The 24,309-nt window shown below is 73.8% G+C and carries 18 protein-coding genes; 9 read left to right on the top strand and 9 right to left on the bottom strand.

The features are described 5' to 3' along the window. Nucleotides 1-10: 10 nt before the first annotated feature. On the bottom strand, nt 11-3,157 hold the full coding sequence (locus FOF52_RS21950) for an ATP-binding protein (RefSeq protein WP_282573511.1): 3,147 nt from the start codon (nt 3,155-3,157) through the stop codon (nt 11-13). A 393-nt stretch (nt 3,158-3,550) separates the two neighbouring features. Between FOF52_RS21950 and FOF52_RS15190 the strand changes: the two genes are divergently transcribed. Beyond that, the gene (locus FOF52_RS15190; RefSeq protein WP_248590619.1) at nt 3,551-4,876 is read left to right on the top strand and encodes a bifunctional o-acetylhomoserine/o-acetylserine sulfhydrylase; all 1,326 of its coding nucleotides are present in this window, start codon (nt 3,551-3,553) and stop codon (nt 4,874-4,876) included. Continuing rightward, nucleotides 4,873-6,012 carry a homoserine O-acetyltransferase MetX gene (gene metX / locus FOF52_RS15185; RefSeq protein WP_248590618.1) on the top strand — a complete coding sequence of 380 codons (1,140 nt, stop codon included), beginning with the start codon at nt 4,873-4,875 and terminating at the stop codon, nt 6,010-6,012. Before FOF52_RS15190 ends, metX begins: the two co-directional genes overlap by 4 nt. Nucleotides 6,013-6,082: 70 nt before the next feature. On the opposite strand, the gene FOF52_RS15180 is transcribed toward metX, so the two are convergent. Beyond that, nucleotides 6,083-8,671 (bottom strand): cation-translocating P-type ATPase, encoded by a 2,589-nt coding sequence (locus FOF52_RS15180; RefSeq protein WP_248590617.1) that lies wholly within the window; start codon nt 8,669-8,671, stop codon nt 6,083-6,085. Nucleotides 8,672-8,947: 276 nt separating this feature from the next. Between FOF52_RS15180 and FOF52_RS15175 the strand changes: the two genes are divergently transcribed. Next, a complete protein-coding gene (locus FOF52_RS15175) occupies nt 8,948-9,379 on the top strand; it encodes a hypothetical protein (RefSeq protein WP_248590616.1) in 432 nt (143 codons plus the stop codon). Then, entirely contained in the window at nt 9,376-9,714 is a 339-nt protein-coding gene (locus FOF52_RS15170) for a winged helix-turn-helix domain-containing protein (protein ID WP_248590615.1), read from the top strand. The genes FOF52_RS15175 and FOF52_RS15170 overlap by 4 nt, the downstream gene beginning before the upstream one ends. Nucleotides 9,715-9,721: 7 nt before the next feature. Here FOF52_RS15170 and FOF52_RS15165 read toward each other — a convergent pair whose 3' ends face one another. The 3 genes from FOF52_RS15165 to FOF52_RS15155 form a co-directional block, all read right to left on the bottom strand. After that, entirely contained in the window at nt 9,722-10,345 is a 624-nt protein-coding gene (locus FOF52_RS15165; protein WP_248590614.1) for a peptidylprolyl isomerase, read from the bottom strand. 116 nt (nt 10,346-10,461) lie between these two features. Then, a complete protein-coding gene (locus FOF52_RS15160; protein WP_248590613.1) occupies nt 10,462-11,562 on the bottom strand; it encodes a TFIIB-type zinc ribbon-containing protein in 1,101 nt (366 codons plus the stop codon). Nucleotides 11,563-11,674: 112 nt separating this feature from the next. Further along, nucleotides 11,675-12,793 (bottom strand): SPFH domain-containing protein, encoded by a 1,119-nt coding sequence (locus FOF52_RS15155; RefSeq protein ID WP_248590612.1) that lies wholly within the window; start codon nt 12,791-12,793, stop codon nt 11,675-11,677. 250 nt (nt 12,794-13,043) lie between these two features. On the opposite strand from FOF52_RS15155, the gene FOF52_RS15150 reads away from it, so the two are divergent. Continuing rightward, nucleotides 13,044-14,282 (top strand): phospholipase D-like domain-containing protein, encoded by a 1,239-nt coding sequence (locus FOF52_RS15150; protein WP_248590611.1) that lies wholly within the window; start codon nt 13,044-13,046, stop codon nt 14,280-14,282. Between the two features lie 111 nt (nt 14,283-14,393). On the opposite strand, the gene FOF52_RS15145 is transcribed toward FOF52_RS15150, so the two are convergent. Next, nucleotides 14,394-14,678, bottom strand: coding sequence for a WGxxGxxG family protein (locus FOF52_RS15145; protein WP_248590610.1), 285 nt, complete (start codon nt 14,676-14,678; stop codon nt 14,394-14,396). A 349-nt stretch (nt 14,679-15,027) separates the two neighbouring features. Here FOF52_RS15145 and FOF52_RS15140 point away from each other — a divergent pair, with 349 nt between their 5' ends. Next, entirely contained in the window at nt 15,028-15,708 is a 681-nt protein-coding gene (locus tag FOF52_RS15140) for a TetR/AcrR family transcriptional regulator (protein ID WP_282573509.1), read from the top strand. A gap of 13 nt (nt 15,709-15,721) precedes the next feature. Then, on the top strand, nt 15,722-16,582 hold the full coding sequence (locus FOF52_RS15135; protein WP_248590609.1) for an alpha/beta fold hydrolase: 861 nt from the start codon (nt 15,722-15,724) through the stop codon (nt 16,580-16,582). 46 nt (nt 16,583-16,628) lie between these two features. Here the strand turns inward: FOF52_RS15135 and FOF52_RS15130 are convergent, their stop codons facing one another. Next, the gene (locus FOF52_RS15130; RefSeq protein WP_248590608.1) at nt 16,629-17,678 is read right to left on the bottom strand and encodes a glucose 1-dehydrogenase; all 1,050 of its coding nucleotides are present in this window, start codon (nt 17,676-17,678) and stop codon (nt 16,629-16,631) included. Nucleotides 17,679-17,688: 10 nt separating this feature from the next. Next, nucleotides 17,689-18,969 carry an FUSC family protein gene (locus tag FOF52_RS15125; RefSeq protein ID WP_248590607.1) on the bottom strand — a complete coding sequence of 427 codons (1,281 nt, stop codon included), beginning with the start codon at nt 18,967-18,969 and terminating at the stop codon, nt 17,689-17,691. 299 nt (nt 18,970-19,268) lie between these two features. Between FOF52_RS15125 and icmF the strand changes: the two genes are divergently transcribed. Continuing rightward, nucleotides 19,269-22,511 (top strand): fused isobutyryl-CoA mutase/GTPase IcmF, encoded by a 3,243-nt coding sequence (gene icmF / locus FOF52_RS15120; RefSeq protein WP_248590606.1) that lies wholly within the window; start codon nt 19,269-19,271, stop codon nt 22,509-22,511. A 103-nt stretch (nt 22,512-22,614) separates the two neighbouring features. Further along, complete coding sequence (locus tag FOF52_RS15115) at nt 22,615-23,367, top strand: helical backbone metal receptor (protein WP_248590605.1); 753 nt, start codon at nt 22,615-22,617, stop codon at nt 23,365-23,367. A 36-nt stretch (nt 23,368-23,403) separates the two neighbouring features. Here FOF52_RS15115 and FOF52_RS15110 read toward each other — a convergent pair whose 3' ends face one another. Continuing rightward, nucleotides 23,404-24,297: a LuxR C-terminal-related transcriptional regulator gene (locus FOF52_RS15110; protein WP_248590604.1), complete on the bottom strand. Its 894-nt coding sequence runs from the start codon at nt 24,295-24,297 to the stop codon at nt 23,404-23,406. Between the last annotated feature and the right edge of the window lie 12 nt (nt 24,298-24,309).

Genomic DNA, 24,309 nt, shown 5'->3' with positions numbered 1-24,309 from the left:
ACCGCGGCGGTCAGTCGGCTCCCCGGCGCCCGGCCCGGTAGTTCCGCAGGTAGCCGTCGTCCCCGAGGGCGGCGCGCAGCGACGCGGTCAGGGAGCGCACCCGCGGACTGCCGTCGTCGGGCACCCCGCGCAGCCGCGCGGCCTCGCCGAGCAGCCGCGCGGCCCGCTCGGGGGCGCCTTCGGCCAGGGCGACCTCCGCCGCCGTTTCGGCGGCCTTCGCGCGCAGCGCCATGTCCCCGGACTCGGCGGCCAGCCGCGCGGCGGTGGCGGCGGCCTCCCCGGCCGCCGCCACCGCGCCCCGGTCCACCTCCAGCGCGGCCGTCCGACGCGCCACCTCCACCCGCAGCGGCAGCACGCCGAACACGGCGTCGTCGAGCAGGACCAGCGCCTCGTCCAGCAGGGCGCGGGCCTCGTCGGGGCGGCCCCGCGCCAACGCCAGCTCCACCCGTCCGACCAGGACCATGATCCGGTACTCGGGTGCGGGCGAGCGGGTCGCGGCCAGCGCTTCGGTGAAACTCCTCTCCGCCTCGTCGAGCAGTCCCGACCGCAGCCGCTCGGAGCCCAGCCGGATGAGCAGCGGGGTGAGGTCGTCGGCGGAGCCCACCTGCCGGACCGCCTCCAGCGCCTCCTCCAGGCCGCGCACGGCCTCGCGGTTGCGCCCGCCCAGCGACCGGAACTCCGACCACTGGCCGATCAGCTGTCCGTACATCCACCGGTCGCCGAGCGCGCGGAACCCCTCCAGGGCCGCGCTCACGTGCCGTTCGGCCGCGCCCACGTCCCCCGACGCCTCGGCGGCCAGGGCCAGGGAGGCCTCGCCCGCCGCGTTCACCCACGGGTCGGGGTGGCGCCGGGCGCGCTCGGCGCGGGCGGTCAGGCGCGCGTAGTCGCCCACGAGCAGCCAGCACTTGGGTTCGACGACGGCCATGACCGGGTGCTCGGCCACGGCGTCGGTCGCCTCGGCCAGCGCGGCGGCCTCGGCGGTCCTGCGGGCCCGGTCCGCGTCCAGCGGCACCGGGATCACCATGTGGGTGGTGGCGAACACCGCCCTGGCGTCCGGAGGGACCCGGTCCCCGAGAGCCGCCAGAGCCCCGAACCAGCGGTCCGCCTCGGCGTATCGGCCGCGCATCACCCAGTACCAGGTCAGGGCCAGGCAGAAGCGGACCGCGGTGGCGGTGTCGTCCGCGTCCACCGCCCGGCCCAGGGACCGGACGAGGTTGTCGTGCTCGGCGTCCAGCAGGGCGAGCGCCCGGGGCTGGTCGGCGCCGCGCAGCCCCTCGGCGGCGCGCTCGGCCAACTCCAGGAAGTAGGCGGTGCACGCGTTCTCGGTGGCGGCCAGCTCCCCCGCCTCCACCAGGCGCTCCCGGCAGTAGGCGCGGGTGGTCTCCAGCATCCGGTAGCGGGCCTCGCCCGGGGGCCGCTCCACCACCCGCACGAGCGACTTCTCGGCCAGGGACGACAGCAGGTAGAGCACGTCCTCGGGGGGCAGGTCCGCTCCCGCGCACACCCGCGCGGCCGACTCGGCGGTCGCGTCGCCGACCATGACCGACAGCCGCCGGGCCAGTGCGCGCTCGGCGTCTTCGAGGAGGTGCCAGCTCCAGTCCAGCACCGCGCGCAGGGTGCGGTGCCGCGCGGTCGAGGCGCGGCTGCCGGAGAGCAGGCGGAACCGGTCGTCGAGGCGGTCGGCGACCTGCTGGACGGTCATCGTGCGCATCCGGGCGGCGGCCAGTTCGATGGCCAGGGGCAGCCCGTCCAGTCGACGGCAGATCTCGACCACCGCCCGCACCGTGTCCGCGTCGACGGTGAACCCGGGACGGACCAGGCCCGCCCGGTCGCGGAACAGCTGGACCGAGGCGGACTCCGCCGCGTCGTCGGGGGAGGCGGGGACCGGGAGGGGGCCCAGCGGGCACAGCGCCTCCCCGGGGAGCGCCAGCGGCTCGCGGCTCGTCGCCAGCACGGCCAGCCCCGGGCAGCGGTCCAGCAGGCGGTGGACGAACACGGCGACCTCGTCGACCAGGTGCTCGCAGTTGTCCAGGACCAGCAGCGTCCGCTCCTCGGACAGGGCGGCGGCCAGTTGGTCGAGGCGGTCCCAGCCCGCGGACGGCGGTTCGGTCAGCGGCGGGCGGCTGACCCCCAGCGCGGCGGCGACCGTCTCGGCCAGGTCCGCGTCCCCGGGCGGGGAGGACAGTTCGACGAACCGGACGGGGCGGCCGGCCCGCTCCGACCGGAGGGCGTACTCGGCGGCCAGCCGGGTCTTGCCCGCGCCCCCCGGGCCGAAGAGGGTCACCAGCCGGGAACGCGTCAGCGCCCGGTCCAGTTCGGCGAGCTCCTCCTCCCGGCCGACGAACCGGGTCAGGCCGCTGGGCGGACGGGCGGCCGGGGCCGTCGGCGCGCGCCGCGCGGCGGGCCGGGCCGTGTCGTCGCGCAGCAGCTCCAGGTGGATTCCGGAGACCCAGGGGGAGGGGTCGACACCGAACTCCTCGGCCAGCGCGGACCGGAGGCGTTCGTGGACGGCGAGCGCCTCGGCGCGCCGGCCGCAGTCGCGCAGCGCGAGCATCAGCAGGCCCGCGGTGCGCTCGCGCAGCGGATGGTCGGCGTGCAGCGCGGTCAGCTCCGGCAGCAGTTCCGCGGCGCGGCCGAGGCGGAGTCCGGCCTCGAACAGGTCCTCCGCCGCGGCCGTCCGCAGTTCCGCCAGCCGGTCCGCGGCCGCCCGCGCGAAGTCGACGGCGGTGAACTCCACCAGGGCCGGGCCGCGCCACAGGTCCAGGCAGCGCCGCAGGGTGTCGGCGGCGCGTTCGTCGGCCGCCTCGCGCAGCAGCCGCCGCCCCTCGGCGGCCGCCCGCTCGAAGGCGACGGCGTCCACCTCCCCGGGGTCGACGCGGAGCAGGTAGCCGCCGCGCCGCGAGACGATCGCCAGGTCGTCCACACCGTGCTCCCGCAGCGCCTGGCGGGCGCGGGAGACCAGGCGCTGCACCGCGTTGGCGCCGCCCCGGGCGGAGGAGCCGTCCCACAGGTCCGCGACCAGTGTGTCGGTGGACACGAGCGTGCCGGGGGCCAGGGCGAGCCGCGCGACCAGGGCCGCGACCCTGTGTCCGCCCAGGTCGACAGGGTGGTGGCTCCTGTCCCGCAGTTCGAACGGACCCAGCATGGCGACACGCACGGCCGCCATTCTCCCAGACGCCGTACCGCGCCGGGGGGCAGAACGTATCCGGAACGGTGCGAGCCGTGTTTCGGGCCGTCCGGTACGGTGGGAGCTGGCCAGACGGCACTGTCCGAAATGTGAGACTCCTGGACGGAATGCTGAGACAGCCGTTAACCTCGTCAGCATGGTTGAGCTCGTCTCGCGCCGACACGTCGACTACGCACGCGTGAGCAGCATGCTCTGTCGCGGCATGCTCTGATAGCGACGCCTCTTCCCGCACCGCGTCCACCGCCACCGGCGCGCCGCCAACCAGCCGCACCTCGTTCCCGCACCGCCCACCGGATCCCGGACGGGTCCGGCCGTGCCCAGTGCCTTTCTCCAGTTCCAGCAGTGCGTTTCGACAGGAGCACCATGACCGCTGAAGACACCACGCCCCAGCCCGCCGAAGAGTGGTCGTTCGAGACCAAGCAGATCCACGCCGGAGCCGCACCCGACCCGGCCACGAACGCGCGGGCCACCCCGATCTACCAGACCACCTCCTACGTCTTCCGGGACACCCAGCACGGCGCCGACCTGTTCAGCCTGGCCGAGCCCGGCAACATCTACACCCGGATCATGAACCCCACCCAGGACGTGCTGGAGCAGCGTCTGGCCGCCCTGGAGGGAGGCGTGGCCGCGGTCGCGTTCGCATCCGGGTCGGCCGCCATCACCGCCGCCGTCCTCAACCTGGCGGGCGCGGGCGACCACATCGTGGCCAGCCCGTCGCTGTACGGCGGCACCTACAACCTGTTCCGCTACACCCTGCCCAAGCTCGGCATCGAGGTCACCTTCCTCAAGGACCAGGACGACCTCGCCGAGTGGCGCGCGGCGGCCCGCGACAACACCAAGCTGTTCTTCGCCGAGAGCCTGCCCAACCCGGCCAACAACGTGCTCGACGTGCGCGGCGTGGCCGACGCCGCCCACGAGGTCGGCGTGCCGCTGATGGTCGACAACACCGTGCCCACGCCGTACCTGCAGCGGCCCATCGAGCACGGCGCGGACATCGTGGTCCACTCGGCCACCAAGTTCCTCGGCGGCCACGGCACCACCATCGCGGGCATCGTGGTGGACGGCGGCACCTTCGACTTCGGCGCGCACGGCGACCGCTTCCCCGGCTTCGTCCAGCCCGACCCCAGCTACCACGGCCTGAAGTACTGGGAGGCGCTGGGACCGGGCGCCTACGCCGCCAAGCTGCGCGTGCAGCTGCTGCGCGACACCGGCGCGGCCCTCTCGCCGTTCAACAGCTTCCTGATCCTCCAGGGCATCGAGACCCTGTCGCTGCGCATGGACCGGCACGTCGCCAACGCCCAGGCGCTCGCCGAGTGGCTGGAGTCCCGCGACGAGGTGGAGAAGGTCTACTACCCGGGCCTGCCCTCCAACCCGTACCACGAGGCCGCCCAGAAGTACCTGCCCAGGGGCGCGGGCGCGATCGTCTCCTTCGAGCTGCGCGGCGGCGTCGACGCCGGACGCGCCCTCGTGGACGGCACCGAGCTGTTCAGCCAGCTCGTCAACATCGGTGACGTGCGCAGCCTCATCGTCCACCCGGCCAGCACCACGCACAGCCAGCTCACCCCCGAAGAGCAGCTCGCCAGCGGGGTCACCCCCGGCCTCGTCCGGCTGTCCGTGGGCCTGGAGCACGTCGACGACCTGCGCGCGGACCTGGAGGCCGGGCTGCGCGCGGCCAAGGCGCACCAGTGAGTCGAGACACCACCGGTTCCCTTCCCGCCACCGGCGCGTGGCGGGAGGGGGACCCCCCGGGGAACCGGCGCTGGGTCGAACTCGCCGACCCGCTGCCGCTGGAGAACGGCGGCGAACTGCGCGGGGTCCGGCTGGCGTACGAGACATGGGGGAGTCTCGACGCGGACCGCTCCAACGCGGTCCTGGTGCTGCACGCCCTGACCGGCGACAGCCACGTGGTGGGCCCCGAGGGACCCGGCCACCCCAGTCCCGGATGGTGGGAGGGCATCATCGGCCCCGGCCTGCCGCTGGACACCAACCGGTACTTCGTGGTCGCCCCCAACGTGCTGGGCGGCTGCCAGGGCAGCACCGGACCGTCGTCGACCGCGCCCGACGGCCGACCGTGGGGATCCCGGTTCCCCCGGATCACCATCCGCGACACCGTGCGCGCCGAACTCGCCCTGCTGCGCGAGTTCGGCGTCGACTCGTGGGCCGCGGTCCTCGGCGGTTCGATGGGCGGCATGCGCGCCCTGGAGTGGGCGGCCTCCCACCCGGAGCGGGTGCGCAGGCTGCTGCTGCTGGCCAGCCCCGCGGCCAGTTCCGCGCAGCAGATCGCGTGGGCCGCGCCGCAGCTGCACGCCATCTGGGCCGATCCGCACTGGCACGGCGGCGACTACTACGACCGTCCCGGCCCCGGACCGGTGGCCGGGCTGGGCATCGCCCGCCGTGTCGCGCACATCACCTACCGGGGCGCCACCGAGTTCGACGAGCGGTTCGGACGGGCCGCCCAGGACGGTGAGGACCCGATGGCGGGGGGCCGGTTCGCCGTCGAGTCCTACCTGGACCACCACGCGGCCAAGCTGGCCCGCCGCTTCGACGCGGGCAGCTACGTGGTGCTCACCCAGGCCATGAACACCCACGACGTGGGTCGGGGCCGCGGCGGGGTGGCCGCGGCGCTGCGCCGTGTCACCGCCCGCACCATGGTCGGCGGGGTCAGCAGCGACCACCTGTACCCGCTGGCCCAGCAGCGGGAACTGGCGGCGGGCATCCCCGACGCCGACGAGGTCCGCGTCATCGAGTCGGCGGCGGGCCACGACGGCTTCCTGACCGAGATCGGACAGGTGTCGATCCTCATCAAGGAGCTGCTGGCGGGCTGACGCCGGACCGTGCCGCCGCACGCCGCACCCGGATCGGGTACGGGGTGCGGCGGCACGGTCGTCCGGGTCCTCAACCGGCCGAGCGGTGCTCCCGGACCACCTTGTGGATCGTGTCGGCGGCCAGTACCGCCGGGACCGCGAGCAGGACCGCGGGCCAGACGAACCCCGGGGGGACCGTGCCGCCCAGCCGCCCGGCCAGCGACGGCACGGTGAGGAACGCCCACAGCAGCAGGACCTGCGTCCCGACCGCGCCCAGCAGCAGCGGGTTGCCCGACCAGGGTGCGGCGTCGAACGGCCGGGTCTCGCTGCGGCAGGCCAGCAGGGCGGCCAGCCGCCCCAGCACGGCGGTGGTGAAGGCCGCCCCCGAGGACTGGGCCAGCAGCAGGGGAGCGGGCGGCCGCCCCCACTGCCAGCCGCCGACCCACAGCACCACCCCGAAGGCGAACAGCGCGGTGACCGCCGCCACCGGGCCCAGCACCCCGGCGGCCCGCACCGCCAGCCGCCGGTCCACGAGAAAGGACGCGGACGGCGGCCGGCCGCGCGGGGCGCGCCGTTCGAACGGCTCCGAGCCCAGGGCGAGCACCGGAACCAGGTCGACGCCCACCGTCAGCGCGAGGACCTGGAGGAGGCTCAGCGCGGGCGGCACCGCGCCGCCGCTGAGCGCCCAGGCGAGGAACGGCGCGGCCGTGCCGACGACGCCGGTCAGGCAGTAGGTCAGGACGCGGCGGAGGTTGGCGCGCGCGCCGCGGCCCAGTTCCACGGCGGTGGCGGCCGCGGCGAGGCCGCCGTCGAGGAGGACGAGGTCGGCGGCGTCCCGGGCGGTGTCGCAGGCCGGTGCGCCCGCCGCCACGCCGACGTCGGCGCGGCGCAGCGCGTCGCCGTCGTGGGCCCCGCCGCCCGCGGTCGCGACGACGTGTCCGCGGTGCTGGAGGGCGACGGTCACCCGCCGCCGGTCCTCGGGGGAGGCCCGGGCGACCACGGCTCCGTCCCGGTCCAGCAGCTCCCCGATGCCGCGCAGGTCGTCGGGGAGTTCCGCGCCGGTGAGGACCGGGGCGTCGGCCGCGGCCAGCCCGACCGAACGGGCCACGGCCCGGGCGGTGCGCGGGTCGTCGCCGGTCACGAGCGCCGTCCGGACGCCCGCCCGGCGGCAGCGGGCCACCGCCTCGCGCGCGTCGGGGCGGGGCGGGTCCTCCAGGCCGACCAGCCCCAGCAGGGTGAGGTCGCGTTCGGCGTCGTCGGCCCGCTCCGGCGGGGCGGTGAGGTCGCGGCGGGCCACGGCCAGCACCCGCAGCCCCCGTTCCGTCAGGGCGGCGAGGGCCGCCTCGGCGCCCCCGGGGTTGCGGCAGCGCGGCAGCACGGCGTCGGGGGCGCCCTTGACGTGGACCGATCCCTTGGCGAACGCCGACGCCCGGAGGCGGTGCGGGTCGAAGGGGTAGCGCACCTCCACGGCGGACAGGGAGGTGTCCGCGCCGGCGCGCGCGGCCAGCACGTGGCAGGCGGCCTCCACCGGGTCGCCCACCGGCCGCCACCGGCCGTCGGCGAAGTGGATGCCGCCGCCGGAGCACAGCGCCGCGGTCATGGCCAGGTCCTGGGCCGCGGCCACGGCGGGACCGGTACCGTCCAGGCCGCCCTCGGGCGCGTACCCCTCCCCCGTGACGCGCACGGTGCCCTGCGGCGTCCACACCTCGACGGCCGAGGGTTCGCCGCGGGTGAGCACCCCGGCCTCGGGGACGCACAGGAACGTCACCGCGCCGAGCCGTTCGGTGGCTTCCGGACGGCGGGGCAGCGCCTTCGCGTGCGCCATCCGCTGCGCGGTCCAGGCCAGGCAGAGGTGGACGGCGGGGCGCAGTCCCAGCGGCACCAGGGCCACGGCCAGCCCCACGGCGGGCAGGAAAGCCGCGGCCGGCGGGACGCCCGACACGACCGGGAGCAGGAAGAGCAGCAGGGCGGTCACCGCCGCCGCGCCCGCCGCGAACGCGGTCAGGTCGCGCAGGTCCCCGGTCAGCGGGCCGGAGGGGCGCCGGGCCTGGCGGACCGGGGAGGCGGACTGGCCGAGCCGGGTCCGCGGGCCGGTGGTGACCACGACGCCCTCGGCCTCACCGGCGACGACGTGGGTGCCGGCGAACACGGTGTCGCCGTCGCCGTGCCGTACCACCGCGCGCCGCCCGGTGAGCGGGGCCTCGTCCACGGCCAGGCCGTGCGCCTCGGTGAGCCGGAGGTCGGCGGGGACGCGGTCTCCCGCGGTCAGCAGCACGACGTCGGCGGCCACCAGTTCGTCGGCGGGGACGCGGATCCGCCGGCCGTCGCGGACCGCGGTCGCGGTCGCGGGGAGGCGGGAGAGGAGCCGCCAGCCGATCCGGTCGGCCCAGGAGTCCTGGACGAACGCGAGGCCGCCGCTGACCACGACCACGGTGGCGATGGCCAGGGCCGCCTCCGGCAGTCCGCCGATGAGGGCCAGTGCCGCCGCGCCCCACAGCAGCAGGGCGAAGAAGTGGGTGAACTCGCCGACCAGCAGGAGGAAGGGGAGCGTGTACCGGGGTGCGGGCGGGGTGTTGCGGCCGTCGCGGCGCAGCCGTTCGGCGGCCTCGGCACTGGTGAGACCGTCGCGGACGGGGACGGGGCGGCCCCGCCGGGGGTCAGCTCCCGTGCCGTGCGCCATCACCGCAGCGGCGCGGCCCCGCCGCGCCGTCGAGTCGGAAACGGTGTCCCAGAACCGCCATCGCGGACCTCCCCGCCACCGGTGTCCGTCGTGCCTTCCCGCGATTCGACCGCGGGACCAGCTCTCCTACCCGGATCGTCCCCGGCTATCCGGGGTCGCCCCGGGGCCCCGGAGGGCTGCCCCGTTCCTTGAGTCCGAGAGAAGTCTTTTCGGTTGACTCAATCACTTTAGTATTCCTAAAGTGATTGAGCAGAACACCGAAGAAAGGAGTCCGCGATGGCAGAAGAGGCCCGTCCGCTCTCCCCGGGGGACGTCGCCCGGGCGGAGCGGCTGCGTGCGCGGGCGGCCGCCGACGGGCGGTGGTACGTCTGGTACCTGGCCGCGGTGGCGGTACTCTCGGCGGTGCTGGTCGTGGCGGTGGAGGCGTTCTTCGCCGACGGCTTCGCGCGCCACCTCGCGCTCGCGGGGTGGCTGCTGGCGACGCTGCCGGTCACCTGGTGGGCGGAACGGCGCCGCGTGCGTCCGCGGGGAGCCACCCGGTCCCTCACGGTCGCGGCCGCCGTCTGGTTCCTCGGCTACCTGCTGCTCGTCGGGCCGCTGGTGCGCTGGCAGTTCGACACCTCGCTCGCGGCGTGGAGCCTGGCCGCGGCCGGGATGTCGCTGCCCTTCGCGGCGGCCGCGGCGCTGATGTGGCGGAGGACCCGGTGAGCCACCCGCGCCGAGAGCTGGACCAGGTCATCCACTCGCCCGTGCGGTTCTCGATCGTCGCGACGCTCCTGCCGCTGGAGCAGGCCGAGTTCGGCTACGTCCGCGACACCGTCGAGGTCAGCGACTCCTCGCTGTCGCAGCACGTCACCACCCTGGAGCGGGCGGGCTACCTGAAGGTCGACAAGGCCCGGGCGGGACGGCGCGCCAAGACCTGGCTCAGCCTCACCCCGGAGGGCAGGAGGGCGTTCCGCCGCCACATGGAGGTGCTCAACCGGATCGCCGCGGCCGGAGCGGACGGGGCCGCAGCGGCCGGCGGGGACGCCGCCTCCGGGTGAGGCCCGGTCAGCCGTCGGCCCGGTGGATGGTCACCGACTCCAGGACGACGTCCTCGGTCGGCCGGTCGGCGCCGTCGGTGGGCACCAGCGAGATGGCCACGGCCACGTCGAGGCTGGCGTCGTCGGCGACCTCCCCGAAGATGGTGTGCCGGCCGTCCAGCCAGGGCGTGGCGACGGTGGTGACGAAGAACTGCGATCCGTTGGTGTTCGGGCCGGAGTTGGCCATGGCGAGCTTGCCCGGCTCGTCGAACACCAGGTCGGGGCGGATCTCGTCGGCGAAGGTGTAGCCGGGACCGCCCCGGCCGGTGCCCTCGGGGTCGCCGCCCTGGATCATGAAGTCGGGGATGACCCGGTGGAAGACCGTGCCGTCGTAGAACCGGTCGTCCCCGGTGGTCGGGTTGGTGGCCTTGCTCCCCTCGGCCAGCCCCACGAAGTTCGCCACCGTCTCGGGCGCCTCCTCGGGGAGCAGCACCACCTCGATGTCGCCGAGGCTGGTGTGCAGGGTCGCTCCCGTGACGTCGGAGACCGGGGAGTCCGGCCCCTCGTCGGTCTCGGACTGGCAGGCCGTGGCGGCCGCCAGGAGCACGCAGCTCAGCAGTCCTGCGGTCACGGTCGTGGGGAAACGGTTCATCGCGGCTGTGTCTCCGGCTGGGTGGGAAGGTTTGGAGGCACAGCGTAGCGGTACGACCGCGCCGTGTTCGCCCCGGGCTCCGGTCCCGCCGGCGGCGGGACCGGCCGGGACGGAGGTCAGGCCCCGGACTGCCCCGACAGGCCGAAGAACAGCAGGAGGAGGGAGAGCACCGCCAGGGCGGCGAGGACGGCGGCGACGATCTTGACGGCGCTGTAGGGCCGCTCGCCGTGGACCTCGCCGGTGCAGCCGTTGATCAGCACCTGCCAGCTCTTGCCGCCGTGCAGGTAGGAGGCGATCCACACGGGCAGCAGCACCAGTTTGCCGGTGACGTCCCGGTAGCGGGTCTCGACCGAGGACACGCGCTGGGTGTCGCCGCCGATGTCCTTCTCGCAGTCCCGCCGGATGACCGACGCCATCTGCTGCTTGGCGTCCTCCAGCCCCGCCCGGGGGTCGACGTCGTAGCGCAGGGTGTGGTGTCCGGCCAGGTAGTCCGGCCGGTAGGGGCGGGCCTCGCGCAGCGGCCACGGCTCCAGCGCCTTCAGCCGCCCGGTCGGCACCTTCTCGGTGCCGACGACGAGCACGTCGTCGAAGTCGCGCCGCACGGTCCCGGACGCGGGATACCACCGGACCTTGCGGACCTCGCGGCTGTTGCCCTCGTCGTCGGTCTCCTTCACGTAGTAGTACTCGCCGCGCTGGCCGGTGTAGTCGGAGACCGTCCTGGCGTCGAAGGTCCAGTGCGGCAGGTAGGTGCTCTTCATCGACTCCGCGTCGGCCACCTTCTTCAGGCTGCCCGGAGCGAACCAGCGGGACCTGGTCCACGTGCGCAGCGCCTCGCGGGCCGCGGACCGGTCGACCTGGAACAGCACCACCGCCTCGGGGGCGACCTGCTCGTCCCCGCCGGTGTCCGCGACGAGGGGGGCGGAGCAGAACTGGCAGGAGTGGGAGAGCGTGTCGGAGTGGGTGTGCGCTCCGCACCGGGAGCACACGAAGCGGTGGTGGGCGAAGTCCGCGGCGCTCTTCCGGTGCTGTTCCGCGAGCGCGGCGAAATCGTGCTCCCGCACCTCGCGGTCGGGGGCGGCGAGTTCCTTCCGGTGGCCGCAGTAGGGGCAGACCAGGCTGTTGGTTCCGGGCGCGAACTCGACGCGGGCGCCGCAGCCGTCGCAGGGCCGGGAGTACTGCGGCGAGGAGGCGGGGACGGGGGGTGGAGGACTGGACATGGGGACAACCTCGGCGCTCGCGCGGCCGTCGGGCCGCCGGTCGGTCGGGGAACGGGTCGGAGTGGGGGTGCGGGGGAGGACCGGAACGGGGCGTGACCGTTCCGGAAGGGGACTACTGCGGCGGCAGCGGGGGCGGGCCCTGCTGCGGGAAGAGCCCGGCGAGTTCGGGCACCTGGCGGGCGGGCGTCCACTGCGCCATCCCGGTCCGCCACACCAGCGTGTCGGGGGTGAGCGCGCCGGCGCCGACCTGGGCGCGCAGTCCGGACTGGTCGAAGGGGCCCTGCTGCCGGCCGTTGACGGCGGTGTACCACTGCTCCTGCGGCGGCAGCGGCGGCGGGCCGTCCGGGGCCGCGGGCGGCTGCTGGGGCTGCTGGACGCCGCCGAACGCGGCCGCCATCTGCTGGCCCATGGCGATGCCCATGCCCATCCCCATGCCTTCGCCCATGCCGCCGCCGGGGTTCTGCGCGGCGCTCTCCATCGCGTTGGCCGCCTGGAACCTGGCGTACTGGTCGAGGTTGCCCACGATGCCCATCTGGGAGCGCTTGTCGAGCGCCTCCTCCACCTCGGTCGGCAGGGAGATGTTCTCGATGATGAACCGGGGGACGGCGACGCCGATCGACGCGAGTTCGGCGCTGAGCACCTGGGCCAGCCGCTCCCCGATGGCGTGCTGGTTGGCCGCGAGGTCGAGCACGGACAGCCCGCTGGCGGCCAGCGCGGGACCGAGGTGGCCCACGATCCGCTGGCGCAGGTGCTCGGCGACCTCCTCGGTGCGGAACTGCGGGTCGGTGCCGACCAGCTCGCGCAGCAGCAGCGGCGGGTCGACGACGCGCAGGGAGTAGCCGCCGAACGCACGCAGCCGCACCATGCCGAACTCGGGGTCGCGGACGATGACCGGGTTCTGCGTGCCCCACTTCAGGTCGGTGAACTGGCGGGTGTTGAAGAAGTACACCTCGGCCTTGAAGGGCGAGTCGAACCCGTACTTCCATCCCTTGAGGGTGCTCAGCACGGGCATGTTCTGCGTGGTGAGGGTGTGGGTGCCGGGCGCGTAGACGTCGGCGATGCTCCCCTCGTTGACGAACACCGCGAGCTGGCCCTCGCGGACGACGAGCTTGGCTCCCATCTTGATCTCGTTGTCGTGGCGGGGGAAGCGCCAGGTGATCGTGTCGCGGCTGTCGTCGAGCCATTCGATGATGTCGATGAACTCGCCGCGGATCATGTCGAACAGACCCACACTGTGTCCTTCCTCGAACAGGGCTGCCGCTGCGGTCGGGCGGGCCGCCGCACCAGCTGGCAGACTTCCCCCGTAGGACGTCTCGCCTGTAAAAACGGTTCCGGTGCGGTAGGTGGCCGGGGGTTGGCTCGGGGTGTTCGCGTGGTAGGCGGGAGGAGGGGGGCTCCCCGGCCGCGCGGGGAGCGGACGGGGACCGCCCCGCGCGCCGCCCGGCGGGGGCGGGGAGCACACGGAACGGGAGACGACGACAGTGGTGCGACGCAAGACCATCGTGACCGCCCTCAAGCGGATCCTGTTCGGCGTGCTGGCGGCCCAGCTGGCGGTGGCCGCCGCGCTCGTCGCCGTCGACACCTGGCGCAGGCGGGTCCGCCCCTACCGCGCGGTGTTCCCGCGGACCGCGCCCGCCACGACCCTGGTGGACGGGACCGAGGTCACGGTCTACACCTACGGCGAGGACCTCTTCCGGGACATGCTGGCGGCGATCCGCTCCGCACGGCACCGCGTCCTGTTCGAGTCCTTCATCCTCAAGGGCGACCGCCTCGGCGCGGAGTTCAAGCGGGCGTTGATCGAGGCGGCCGAGCGGGGCGTCGAGGTCTTCGTCGTCTACGACGGGTTCGCCAACCTGGTGGTGCCCCGGCGGTTCTTCGACTTCCCGCCGACGGTCAACGTCATCCGCTATCCGGCGTTCCGGCCGGGGGTGCTGCTGCTCGACGTGCGCAAGTCCGGGCGCGACCACCGCAAGATCCTCACCGTGGACGGCCGGACCGGGTTCGTCGGCGGCTACAACGTGGGGGCGGTGTACGCCACCGAGTGGCGGGACACGCACCTGCGCCTGGTCGGCCCGGCGGCGTGGGAGCTGGAGAACGCCTTCTCCGACTTCTGGAACACCAACCGCAGGAGCGGCCAGCCGCGGCTGGAGGACGTCGGCGCCGACCACTGGCATCCGCGCATCCGGGTCCACCGCAACGTCCCGGAGGTGCTCATCTACCCCATCCGCGCGATGTACCTGGAGGCGATCGACCGGGCCAAGGAGCGCATCCGCATCACCCAGGCGTACTTCATCCCCGACCGGGAGATCCTGAGCGCGCTGATCGCCGCGGCCCGCCGCGGGGTGGAGGTGGACGTGCTGGTCCCCGAACGGTCCAACCACGTCATCGCCGACTGGCTGGCTCGCGGGTGCTACACGGCCCTGCTGCGCGGCGGCGTCCGCCTGTGGCTCTACCAGAACGCCATGGTCCACGCCAAGACCGCCACCATCGACGGCCAGTGGAGCACCGTCGGCACCGCCAACGTCGACCGGCTGAGCCTCACCGGGAACTACGAGATCAACGTGGAGATCATCGACGACGGGGTCGCGGCCCGGCTGGAGCAGGTGTTCGCCAACGACCTCACCAACGCCCGCCGGCTGACGCTGGGGGAGTGGCGGCGGCGCCCGTTCATGGCCAAGTTCAGCGAGGCCGTCCTGGCGCCGTGGCGGCCCCTGCTGTAGCCGGGCGGACAGCACAGAACCTCCCCCCTCCGCGCGGGAGGGAGGAGGCCGGTCGCTCCCGGTGCGGCGAAGGCCGGGAACAGGACCGGTCTGTGCGGGGGTGTGCGGAGGTCACTGCATGCCGCGTCCGCTAGCGGTGCTGCCGTGCGACTCCCGCTGCCTGCGCAGCCCCAGCAGGCCCAGCAGCCCCAGGAGTCCGGTCAGGCCCCACAGGCCCCAGCCTCCGCCGCCCTTGTCCCGGTCGTACTGCTGCTGGTGCTGCTGCGGTTGGCCGTCGGCCACGGAGACCGCCGCGGACCGGGCCGGCACCGGTGTCCCCTCCGCCGCCGCGACACCGGTGAACGGAACGGCTGCCAGGGAAAGGGACAGGCCCAGTGCGGCAAGAAACCTCTTCATGGCTCCCCCGAATGCGTAGGTCCGTCGCCATGCTGCTGCGACAGGCGCGGAGAATCGTTGTTTTCGGGCTCTGTCCCGGATATCCGGAAGCCGTTGAATCAAACATTTATTTCTACATTCTCCCTGCTCAGATGGTTTTGTGGCGGCAGGGCCGGGCGGGTAAAAATCCTCTGGGAAACACTTTGTCCCGCTGTGGAAGATTGTTGTCGTCCAAGGGGGCGGAAGCATTTTTCCGGCGGTTGGCCGCTCTTCCTCCCGATGCGGAGGCCCGCCCCGCCCGGTGCGGACGGCGGGGCGGGCCTCCACTAGGCTGTGACCAGAAGAACCAAAACGGTCATGGAGTCACGACGTGGGAGCGGAACGAGCGGAGCGGATCCTCGACGCGGCAGCGGAACTGATCGCCCGGTACGGCTACGCCAAGACCAGCGTCAGCGATGTCGCCCGCGCCGCGGGAATCGCCAAGGGCGCCATCTACCGGGAGTTCCCGAGCAAGGAGGCCGTACTGGAGGCCCTGCTGGACCGCCAGACGCGGCGGCTGACCGGGGCGGTCGCCCGCGCCGTGCGCGAGGACCCCGTGGGGGCGCGGCTGTCCACCGTCTACCGGCACGCGCTGGGCGCGCTCGCCGCGGACCCGCTCATGCGCGCCCTCTACACCGCCGACAGCCAGGTGCTGGGCGACGTCGTGCGGCGGCGCGGCCCCGAACGCTACGGCCCCCGGCAGCGCCTGGTGGTGGAGTTCGTCTCCCGCATGCAGCGGGCCGGGCTCATCCGCGCCGACCTGGCCGCAGAGGCCGTCGCCCACGTGCTCGGCATCCTCTCCGTCGGCCTGGTCGCCATCGAGTCCACGGTCGGCTCCGAGGCGGCCCCGCCGCTGGAGGAGACCCTGGAGGCGCTCAGCGCACTCCTCGCCGACGGTTTCGAGACCGGTCCCGGCGCCGACTCCGCGGACGGGCGGCGCGTCTTCGACTCCTTCCTCGCCGACCTGGCCGCCGCAGCGCAGCCCCCGCCCGACAGCGCACGCCGAGAGTGAGAGGAGAGCGCCCGTGCCCCTCGACGCCGCCACCGTCCACGACCTCCGCACCGACCACGGACCCGTCCGCTACTACCGGGCCGGGGAGTCCGGGCCCGCCGTGGTCCTGCTCCACGGGGCCATGCTCGACACCGCCCCGCTCACCTGGGGGCGGACGGTCGCCGCGCTGGCCGACTCCCACCGGGTGTTCGCCCCCGACCTGCCGCGCCACGGCGGCAGCCGCCCGTGGCACGGACCGACCGACCAGGAGGGCCTGGAAGCCGTCCTGGCCGAACTGCTGGACCACTGGGAACTGTCGAGGGCGAGCCTGGTGGGGCTCTCCCTCGGCGGCGGCATCGCCGCCGGGTTCGCCGCGCGCCGCCCCGAACGGGTGGACCGGCTGGTGCTGGTCGCCCCCGGCGGCATGGAGGGCCGCCGGATCGCCCAGGGCACCACCTACCTGCTGCTGCACACGCCTTTTCTGCTGCGGCTCGCCACGGTGCTGCTCGCCCGCGGTCCGCGGCTGCTCCGCGCCACGCTGGCGGCGGCCCTCGTCGAGGGCGAACGCAACCCGGACTTCGCGGAGATCGCCGCACTGGCCGAGGAGGAGGCGCGCGCCAAGCACGAGGCGGGGGAACTCGCCCTGGACGACTGGCAGATCCGCTCCTACGGTTGGCGCCGCATGCGCACCGACCTTCGCCCGCTGCTGCCCCGCATCACCGCCCCCACCCTGGTGGTGCGCGGCGACGCGGACACCGCCGTGCCGCTGTCCGCCGTCGAGGAGGCCGCCCGGCTCATCCCCGGGGCCGAGCTGCTGCGGATTCCGCGGGCCGGACACCTGCTGCCCCGCGACCGCCCCGAGGAGTTCCACGCGGCCCTGCGCGCCTTCCTCTGACCCCGGCCCGGCACGCCGGGGGCGCCGCCGCGCACCGTCCCCCCGGTCACAGGTCGACGACCACCTTCACGTCGTCGGCTCCGCCGTCCCGGAACGCCTCGTGCGCGCGTTCCAGGGGCAGGCGCCGGGTGATCATCCGGGTCAGCCAGGTGCGGTCGGCCCAGGACAGGGCGCGCGCGGCCAGTTCGTAGTGGCGCAGGTTGGCGTTGACCGAGCCGAAGAACGCGTCGTTCTCCAGGACGATGCTCCGGTTGAGCGCCCCGGCGTCCACGGGGATCCGCGTCCCGGCGGAGGACAGCCCGACGAGGCAGACGACCCCGAAGGGCGCGTTGGTGGTGATCGCGTCGAGGACGAGCCGGGGCGCCCCGGTGGCCTCGACGACCACCTCCGGGTTGACCGCCGCGGCGACCTCGGCGAGGCCGCCGGTGTGGTAGGTCGCGTCGAGGGCCGCCACCAGTTCCGGTTTCACACCGCTGTCCACCTGGTCGAGGACGTGCACCTCCAGGCCGCGCTGCAGGCCGAACAGGGCGGCCAGCAGCCCGATGGGGCCGGCGCCGGTGACGAGCAGGCGCCGCGGGTCGAACCAGGAGCGGCCGCCGACGCGTTCGATCTGCTCCCACGCCTTGGCCACCACCGAGGCGGGTTCCAGCAGGACGCCGACCTCCTCCAGTTCCGGGGCGAGCCGGACCGCGTACTCGGCCTCCACCGTCCACCGCTCGGAGCCGTAGCCGTGCCGCTCCTTGATGCCGCGTTCGGTGAACCGGCCGTTGCGGCACGCGTCGAAGTCGCCGTGCGCACACGCCCCGCAGGGTTGGGGGTCCGGGCGGCGGACGACCCCGACCACCAGGTCGCCCGGGGCGAAGCCGCTGCCGGGCGGGGCCGCGCGCACCCGGCCCAGCGACTCGTGGCCCAGGACCAGCCGGTCCGCGCCCTCGGGGGCCGAGCCGTGCAGGCCCCCGACGATCTCGTGGTCGGTGCCGCAGATGCCCAACGCCACACCGTCGACGAGGAGTTCCCCCTCGCCCGCCACGGGCTCCGGGACCTCGCCGACCTCCACCGATCCGGCTTTTCCGGGGACCACCGTCAGAGCGCGCATGCTGTCTTCCTCACTGGACGTTCCGCTGTTGCCGGTCCCGTCGGCTCTCCGCCTCCGCTTCCTTCCGGTCCTCTTCCCGGGAGACGAACTCGGAAAGACGGGTCCGCCATTTCTGCACCCTGGCCTGCATCGAGAGCTGGGGCCGCCACGACACCCACGGCAGCCACGGCACCGCGACCGGCCGGGTGACGCGCGGCCGGTCGATGTCCTCCTCGAGCGCGCCCTGGACGTCCTGCGGGTCGATCCCGGCGAACAGCATGATGTCGGTGGCGACCAGCAGCACGGCGAGGTGCGTGGAGACGGTCAGCGGGTCGTCGTCGGAGGGGCGGCCGCCGAATGGGCGGGCGGCCTCCAGGGCCCGGTCGACCGCGCGCTGGCGGGTGGCCCGGTTGTTGAGGTCCTTGGCGAGCATGTCGAGCGACGCCGCGATCTCGCACACCATCGGAGCGAACCGGTGCCGCTCCTCGGTGCTCATCGCCGCGGTGGTGCGGGCCAGGGTCAGGCAGCTCTCCCCCAGGTAGACGAGCCGGTCGACGTGTTCGTCCTCCCGGGTGATCGGCTCCAGGTCCCCCCACCGGATGGTGGAGCTGCGCACGGTGTGCCGGCTGCTCTCCCTCGTCTGGGTGAGGTTGGAGATCGGTTTGCTCAGCCCGCCCAGCCGGTCGACGGTCTCCTCGGCGGAGACGTCGTCGTCGCGGGCCAGCGCGTGTCCGGTGTCGTCGAGCATCCGCGCCATCTCCGCCAGCGCCTCGGCCTCGGCGCGGCGCAGGATGGCGACCACCCGTACCGGGAACAGCAGCTGGCTGATCACCAGGGCCACCCCGGCGCCGATCAGCGCGTCGGCGAGCCGGTGCAGGCTGGCCTCCTCGGCGAAGGTCACGATGAGCATCGCGCTGACGGCGGCCTGGCCGATCACCAGCCGGGCGAAGTTGACCACGATGGCGAAGATCATGGCCACGCCGATGGCGATGGCCAGGCCCCGGTAGTTCGCGCCGACGAGGGCCAGGGTCAGCTCGCCCACCAGGATGCCGATGACCACCCCCAGCAGCAGGCGGACGGCGTTGGCGCCCCGTTCGCTGGCCGAGGCGTTGAGCGCGATGACCGCCGCGATCGGTGCGAAGAACGGATCGTGGGTGGCGGTGAGGTTCTTGGCGAGCAGCCACGCCACGGTTCCCGCGACGACGGCGTGCACGACCGGCCAGAAGTTCTCGGACAGGCGGTCCCGGACGGCGGGCAGCTCGGAGGTCAGCCACCGCCGTCCGGCGTGCAGGAGAGCGCCCAGCAGTCGCATGCCGCCCTCACCCGGACCCGGGCCGACGGCGGCCGTTGGGGTGCGTGGGAACGGTCATGCGCCCACCGGTACCCGGATTGCCCCGAGGAATGTGCTGACCGGTGATTTTTCCGGGCGCGGTACCGGGGGACCGGGGCGGGGCCGCGGCGGGCCGGCCACGGGACCGGAAGTGTCCGCCCGTCGCCGGGGGGAACACTGTGGGGCGGGAAGGGGGAGGGCGGGCTGGAGCCCAGAAACTAGGATGTCCTACTATTTAGTTGGGCGTCCTACTAATCCGCTTCTCGATCCGGGAGGTCCCGATGAACGACAAGGCCAAGCCGGACTCGCTGCACCGTCCGACGAACCCCGTCCGGTTCGTCACCGCGTCCAGCCTGTTCGACGGGCACGACGCGGCGATCAACATCATGCGACGCATCCTGCAGTCGCAGGGAGCCGAGGTCATCCACCTGGGACACAACCGGTCGGTGCGCGAAGTGGTGGACGCCGCGCTGGAAGAGGACGTCCAGGGCGTCGCGGTCAGCTCCTACCAGGGCGGCCACGTCGAGTACTTCGAGTACCTGGCGGAACTGCTCCGCGAACACGGCGCCGACCACGTCAAGGTGTACGGCGGCGGGGGCGGCGTCATCGTCCCCGAGGAGATCGCCCGCCTGCGCGAGTCCGGGGTGACGATCTTCTCCCCCCAGGACGGCCAGCGCCTCGGCCTGCCCGGAATGATCAACACCCTCATCCGCGACTGCGACTTCGACCTGTGGGAGCACCGCCGGGTCGACGTGGAGTCCGTGGCCTCCGGCGACCGGTTCGCCCTGGCCCGCGCCATCACCGGAGCCGAACTCGGCTGCCTCTCCGACGAGGAGCGCTCCCGACTGCGCTCGGCCGCCGCCGACGTCCCCGTCCTGGGCATCACCGGCACCGGAGGCTCCGGCAAGTCCTCCCTCACCGACGAACTGGTGCGCCGCTTCCGCCTCGACCAGCAGGACAAGCTGCGCATCGCGGTCATCGCGATCGACCCCACCCGCCGCCGCGGCGGCGGCGCGCTGCTGGGCGACCGCATCCGCATGAACTCCCTCGACGGCGACCGGATCTTCTTCCGCTCCCTGGCCACCCGCGGCAGCCGCGAGGTCCCCGACCACCTCGACGACGTGATCAACGTGGCCAAGGCCGCCGGATTCGACCTGGTCATCGTGGAGACCCCGGGCATCGGCCAGGGCGACGCGGCGATCGTGCCGTACGTGGACGTCGCCATGTACGTGATGACCCCCGAGTTCGGCGCCGCCTCCCAGCTGGAGAAGATCGACATGCTCGACTTCGCCGACGTGGTGGCGATCAACAAGTTCGAACGGCGCGGCGCCAAGGACGCCCTGCGCGACGTCGGCCGCCAGATGGTGCGCAACCGCGAGGCGTTCGGCGCCAGACCCGAGGACATGCCGGTGTTCGGCACCTCCGCGGCGACCTTCAACGACGACGGCGTCACCGCGCTCTACCAGCACCTGCGCGGCCTCCTCGCGGAACGGGGCCTCCCGGTGGCCGGGGGCGTCCTGCCGCGCGTCGACGTCCGCCACTCCAGCGGCATCACCCAGGTGGTCCCCTCCAGCCGGGTCCGCTACCTCTCCGAGATCGCCGAGACCGTGCGCGCCTACCGCGCCGAGACCCAGCGGCTCGCCGAGGCGGCCCGCCGCGTCCAGCGGCTGGAGGAGACCGCCAAGGATCTCGCCGACGCCGGCCACGACACCGCCGCCGTCGAGGAGGTGCTCGCCGAGGCCCGCCGGCAGCTGCCGCAGGAGATCGCCGAGCAGATCGCGAACTGGCCCGAGGTGGTGGCGTCCTACTCCGGTGAGGAGCAGGTCGTGACGGTGCGCGACCGCCAGATCCGCACCCGGCTCACCCGCGAGTCCCTGGCCGGCACGAAGGTCCCCCGGGTCGCCCTGCCCCGCTACACCGACCACGGCGAACTCGTGTCGTTCTGGCGGCGCGAGAACCTGCCCGGCTTCTTCCCGTTCACCGCGGGCGTCTTCCCGTTCAAACGCGACAACGAGGACCCCGCCCGCATGTTCGCCGGCGAGGGCGACCCGTTCCGCACCAACCGGCGCTTCAAACTCCTGTCGGAGGGCCAGCCCGCCACCCGGCTGTCCACCGCGTTCGACTCCGTCACCCTCTACGGCCGCGACCCCGACCGCCGCCCCGACATCTACGGCAAGGTCGGCACCTCCGGCGTCTCCGTGGCCACCCTGGACGACATGAAGGAGCTGTACGCCGGATTCGACCTGGCCGCGCCCACCACCTCGGTGTCGATGACCATCAACGGCCCGGCCCCCACCGTGCTGGCGTTCTTCCTCAACACCGTCATCGACCAGCAGCTCGACGCCTTCCGGGAGAAGCACGGCCGCGAACCGGACGAGCAGGAGGCCGCCGAGGTGCGCGCCCACGCGCTGCGGTCGGTGCGCGGCACGGTGCAGGCCGACATCCTCAAGGAGGACCAGGGCCAGAACACCTGCCTGTTCTCCACCGAGTTCTCCCTGCGGATGATGGCCGACATCCAAGAGTGGTTCATCGCCAACGGGGTCCGCAACTTCTACTCGGTGTCCATCTCCGGCTACCACATCGCCGAGGCCGGGGCGAACCCGATCAGCCAGCTCGCGTTCACCCTCGCCAACGGCTTCACCTACGTCGAGGCGTACCTCGCCCGGGGCATGCACATCGACGACTTCGCGCCCAACCTGTCGTTCTTCTTCTCCAACGGCATGGACCCCGAGTACTCGGTGCTGGGCCGGGTGGCCCGCCGCATCTGGGCGGTGGCCATGCGCGACAAGTACGGCGCCAACGAGCGCTCCCAGAAGCTGAAGTACCACGTGCAGACGTCGGGACGGTCCCTGCACGCCCAGGAGATGCAGTTCAACGACATCCGCACCACGCTCCAGGCGCTCATCGCGATCTACGACAACGCCAACAGCCTGCACACCAACGCCTACGACGAGGCCATCACCACCCCCACCGAGGAGTCGGTGCGCCGGGCGCTGGCCATCCAGCTGATCATCAACCGCGAGTGGGGTCTGGCGATGAACGAGAACCCGCTCCAGGGCTCCTTCATCATCGACGAACTCACCGACCTGGTGGAGGAGGCCGTGCTCGCCGAGTTCGACCGCATCAACGAGCGCGGCGGCGTGCTCGGCGCGATGGAGACCGGCTACCAGCGCGGCCGCATCCAGGACGAGTCGATGCTGTACGAGCAGCGCAAGCACGACGGCTCGCTGCCCATCATCGGCGTCAACACCTTCCTGCCGCCCTCCGGGGACGACGGCTCGGCCCAGGAGATCGAACTGGCCCGCGCCACCGAGGAGGAGAAGGAGTCGCAGCTGCGGCGGGTCCAGGCGTTCCGGGAGGCGCACCGGGAGGAGGCCGAGCAGGCGATCGAGCGGCTCAAGCAGGCCGCCATGAACAACGAGAACGTGTTCGCGGTCCTCATGGACGCGGCACGGGTCTGCAGCCTCCAGCAGGTCACCGAAGCGTTCTTCGAGGTCGGCGGCCAGTACCGGAGGAACGTGTGAGAGGTGCGGGGCCGACGGGCCGCTGAGTCGGCCCCGCACGCCCGGCGGCCGGGGGAGGGGTCGGCCGCCGGGACGGACGTCGTCCAGGAGAGGCGGTGGTGAGGTGGCCCGCGACGACATGGGGCATCCCGTGCCCGTGGCCGGTCCGGCGCGGCGCGTGGTGTCCCTGGTGCCCTCGCTGACCGAGGCGATCGCGCACACCCGGCGCGAGGCGCTGGTCGGCGCCACGGACTGGTGCACGCACCCCGCCGACCTGGACGTGGCCCGGGTGCGCGGCACCAAGAACCCGGACCGCGCCGCCGTGGCCGCGCTGGGCCCCGACCTCGTCGTGGCCAACAAGGAGGAGAACCGGGAACTGGACGTGCGCCGGCTGCGCGAGGCGGGCGTCCCGGTGTGGGTGACCGTCATCGAGACGGTGCCGCAGGCGCTGGACTCCCTGGCGCGGCTGTTCGCCGAGGGGCTGCGCTGGCCGGTGCCCTCCTGGCTGACCGAGGCGCGCCGCGCCTGGTCGCGGCCGGTGCCCGCGGCGCGGGCACACGTCGCGATCCCGGTGTGGCGCGACCCGTGGATGGTGGTGGGCTCCGCGACGTTCACCGGCGACCTGGCCCGCCGCCTGGGACTGGCCAACGTCTTCGCCGCCCACCCCGACCGCTATCCGAGGGTCGCGCTCGACGAGATCGACCGCGACGACGTCGACCTGGTGCTGCTGCCCGACGAGCCCTACGCCTTCACCGCCGACGACGGTCCCGAGGCGTTCCGCCGCGCCCCGACCGCGCTGGTCAGCGGACGGCTGCTCACCTGGTACGGCCCGTCGCTGCTGCGGGCCCGCGAGGAGCTGGCCGACCTCGGCCGCTGAGGGCCCGCCCGGGGGCGGGCCGGTGAGTGGTCCGGGTCAGCGGTCGAGGAGCCCGGCCGTACGGGCGCGGTGGACCGCCTGCACCCGGTTGGACGCGCCGAGCTTGCGCATCGCGCTCTTCAGGTACGACTTCACCGTGTTGGGCAGCAGCCCCAGCGCCGCGGCGACCTCGTCGTTGGTGCGGCCCACCGCCACCTCCGCCAGGACGTCGAGCTCCCGCGGCGACAACCGGACCGCCGGAGCCCCGGGCACGGCGGGCGGGGCCGCGGGCGACCGGCCCCGCGACAACGACCGCGCGCGGCGGCACACCTCGACCAGGCGGAGCCGCGCCCCCTCGTCGCGGACCGTCTCGGCGATGTCCGACAGCTCCGCCAGCAGCTCGTCCAGTTCCGCGGCGTCCGGAGCGGCCGCGCCCCGGTCGGCGGGGGGCGCGGCGGACAGCGCGACGGCCAGCCTGCGCTGCACCTCCTCCTCCACCGCGAAGTCCCGCTCCGCCCGCCGCACCACAGAGGCCACGGCCGCCAGCACCCGGTCCCCGAAGTCCACGGTCCGCCTGCTCGCCGCGTACAGCACGGCCCGCGTCACCCCGTCGACCCTTACCGGGGCCGCGACGATCGAACGCAGGTGCTCGGGGGCGACCGCGTGGTCGTAGACGTGCGTGATCTCCTCGGCGGCGAAGTAGTCGTCGACCACCCACGGGCGGGCCAGCGCCAGCGCCCGGCCGCCCAGCCCCGCCCCCGTCTGGACCCGCAGGCTCAGCAGCGACCTCGTGCGGGTCCCGTTGAGCTGCTCGATGACGAAGCCCCGGCCGTCCCGGGTCACCGGACCGCCGAAGGCGACGGGCAGACCGGTCTCCCGGCGCAGGTCCCGCAGGGCGCGGGCGAGCAGCGGAGCGGGGTCGGGGACACGTCGGCCGGGCGGGGTCGTCACGGTCCACACTCC

Source organism: Thermobifida alba, assembly GCF_023208015.1.
GTDB lineage: Bacteria > Actinomycetota > Actinomycetes > Streptosporangiales > Streptosporangiaceae > Thermobifida > Thermobifida alba.
The sequence above is the reverse complement of the archived record's forward strand: the minus strand, read 5'-3'. Positions and strand labels throughout refer to the sequence as shown.

Bases quoted from the DNA above. Each gene is read 5' to 3' on its own strand.
- FOF52_RS15190 (WP_248590619.1), top strand. From the start codon at position 3,551: ATGACCGCTGAAGACACCACGCCCCAGCCCGCCGAAGAGTGGTCGTTC.
- FOF52_RS15180 (WP_248590617.1), bottom strand. From the start codon at position 8,671: ATGGCGCACGGCACGGGAGCTGACCCCCGGCGGGGCCGCCCCGTCCCC.
- FOF52_RS15175 (WP_248590616.1), top strand. From the start codon at position 8,948: ATGGCAGAAGAGGCCCGTCCGCTCTCCCCGGGGGACGTCGCCCGGGCG.
- FOF52_RS15165 (WP_248590614.1), bottom strand. From the start codon at position 10,345: ATGAACCGTTTCCCCACGACCGTGACCGCAGGACTGCTGAGCTGCGTG.
- FOF52_RS15160 (WP_248590613.1), bottom strand. From the start codon at position 11,562: ATGTCCAGTCCTCCACCCCCCGTCCCCGCCTCCTCGCCGCAGTACTCC.
- FOF52_RS15145 (WP_248590610.1), bottom strand. From the start codon at position 14,678: ATGAAGAGGTTTCTTGCCGCACTGGGCCTGTCCCTTTCCCTGGCAGCC.
- FOF52_RS15130 (WP_248590608.1), bottom strand. From the start codon at position 17,678: ATGCGCGCTCTGACGGTGGTCCCCGGAAAAGCCGGATCGGTGGAGGTC.
- FOF52_RS15125 (WP_248590607.1), bottom strand. From the start codon at position 18,969: ATGCGACTGCTGGGCGCTCTCCTGCACGCCGGACGGCGGTGGCTGACC.
- icmF (WP_248590606.1), top strand. From the start codon at position 19,269: ATGAACGACAAGGCCAAGCCGGACTCGCTGCACCGTCCGACGAACCCC.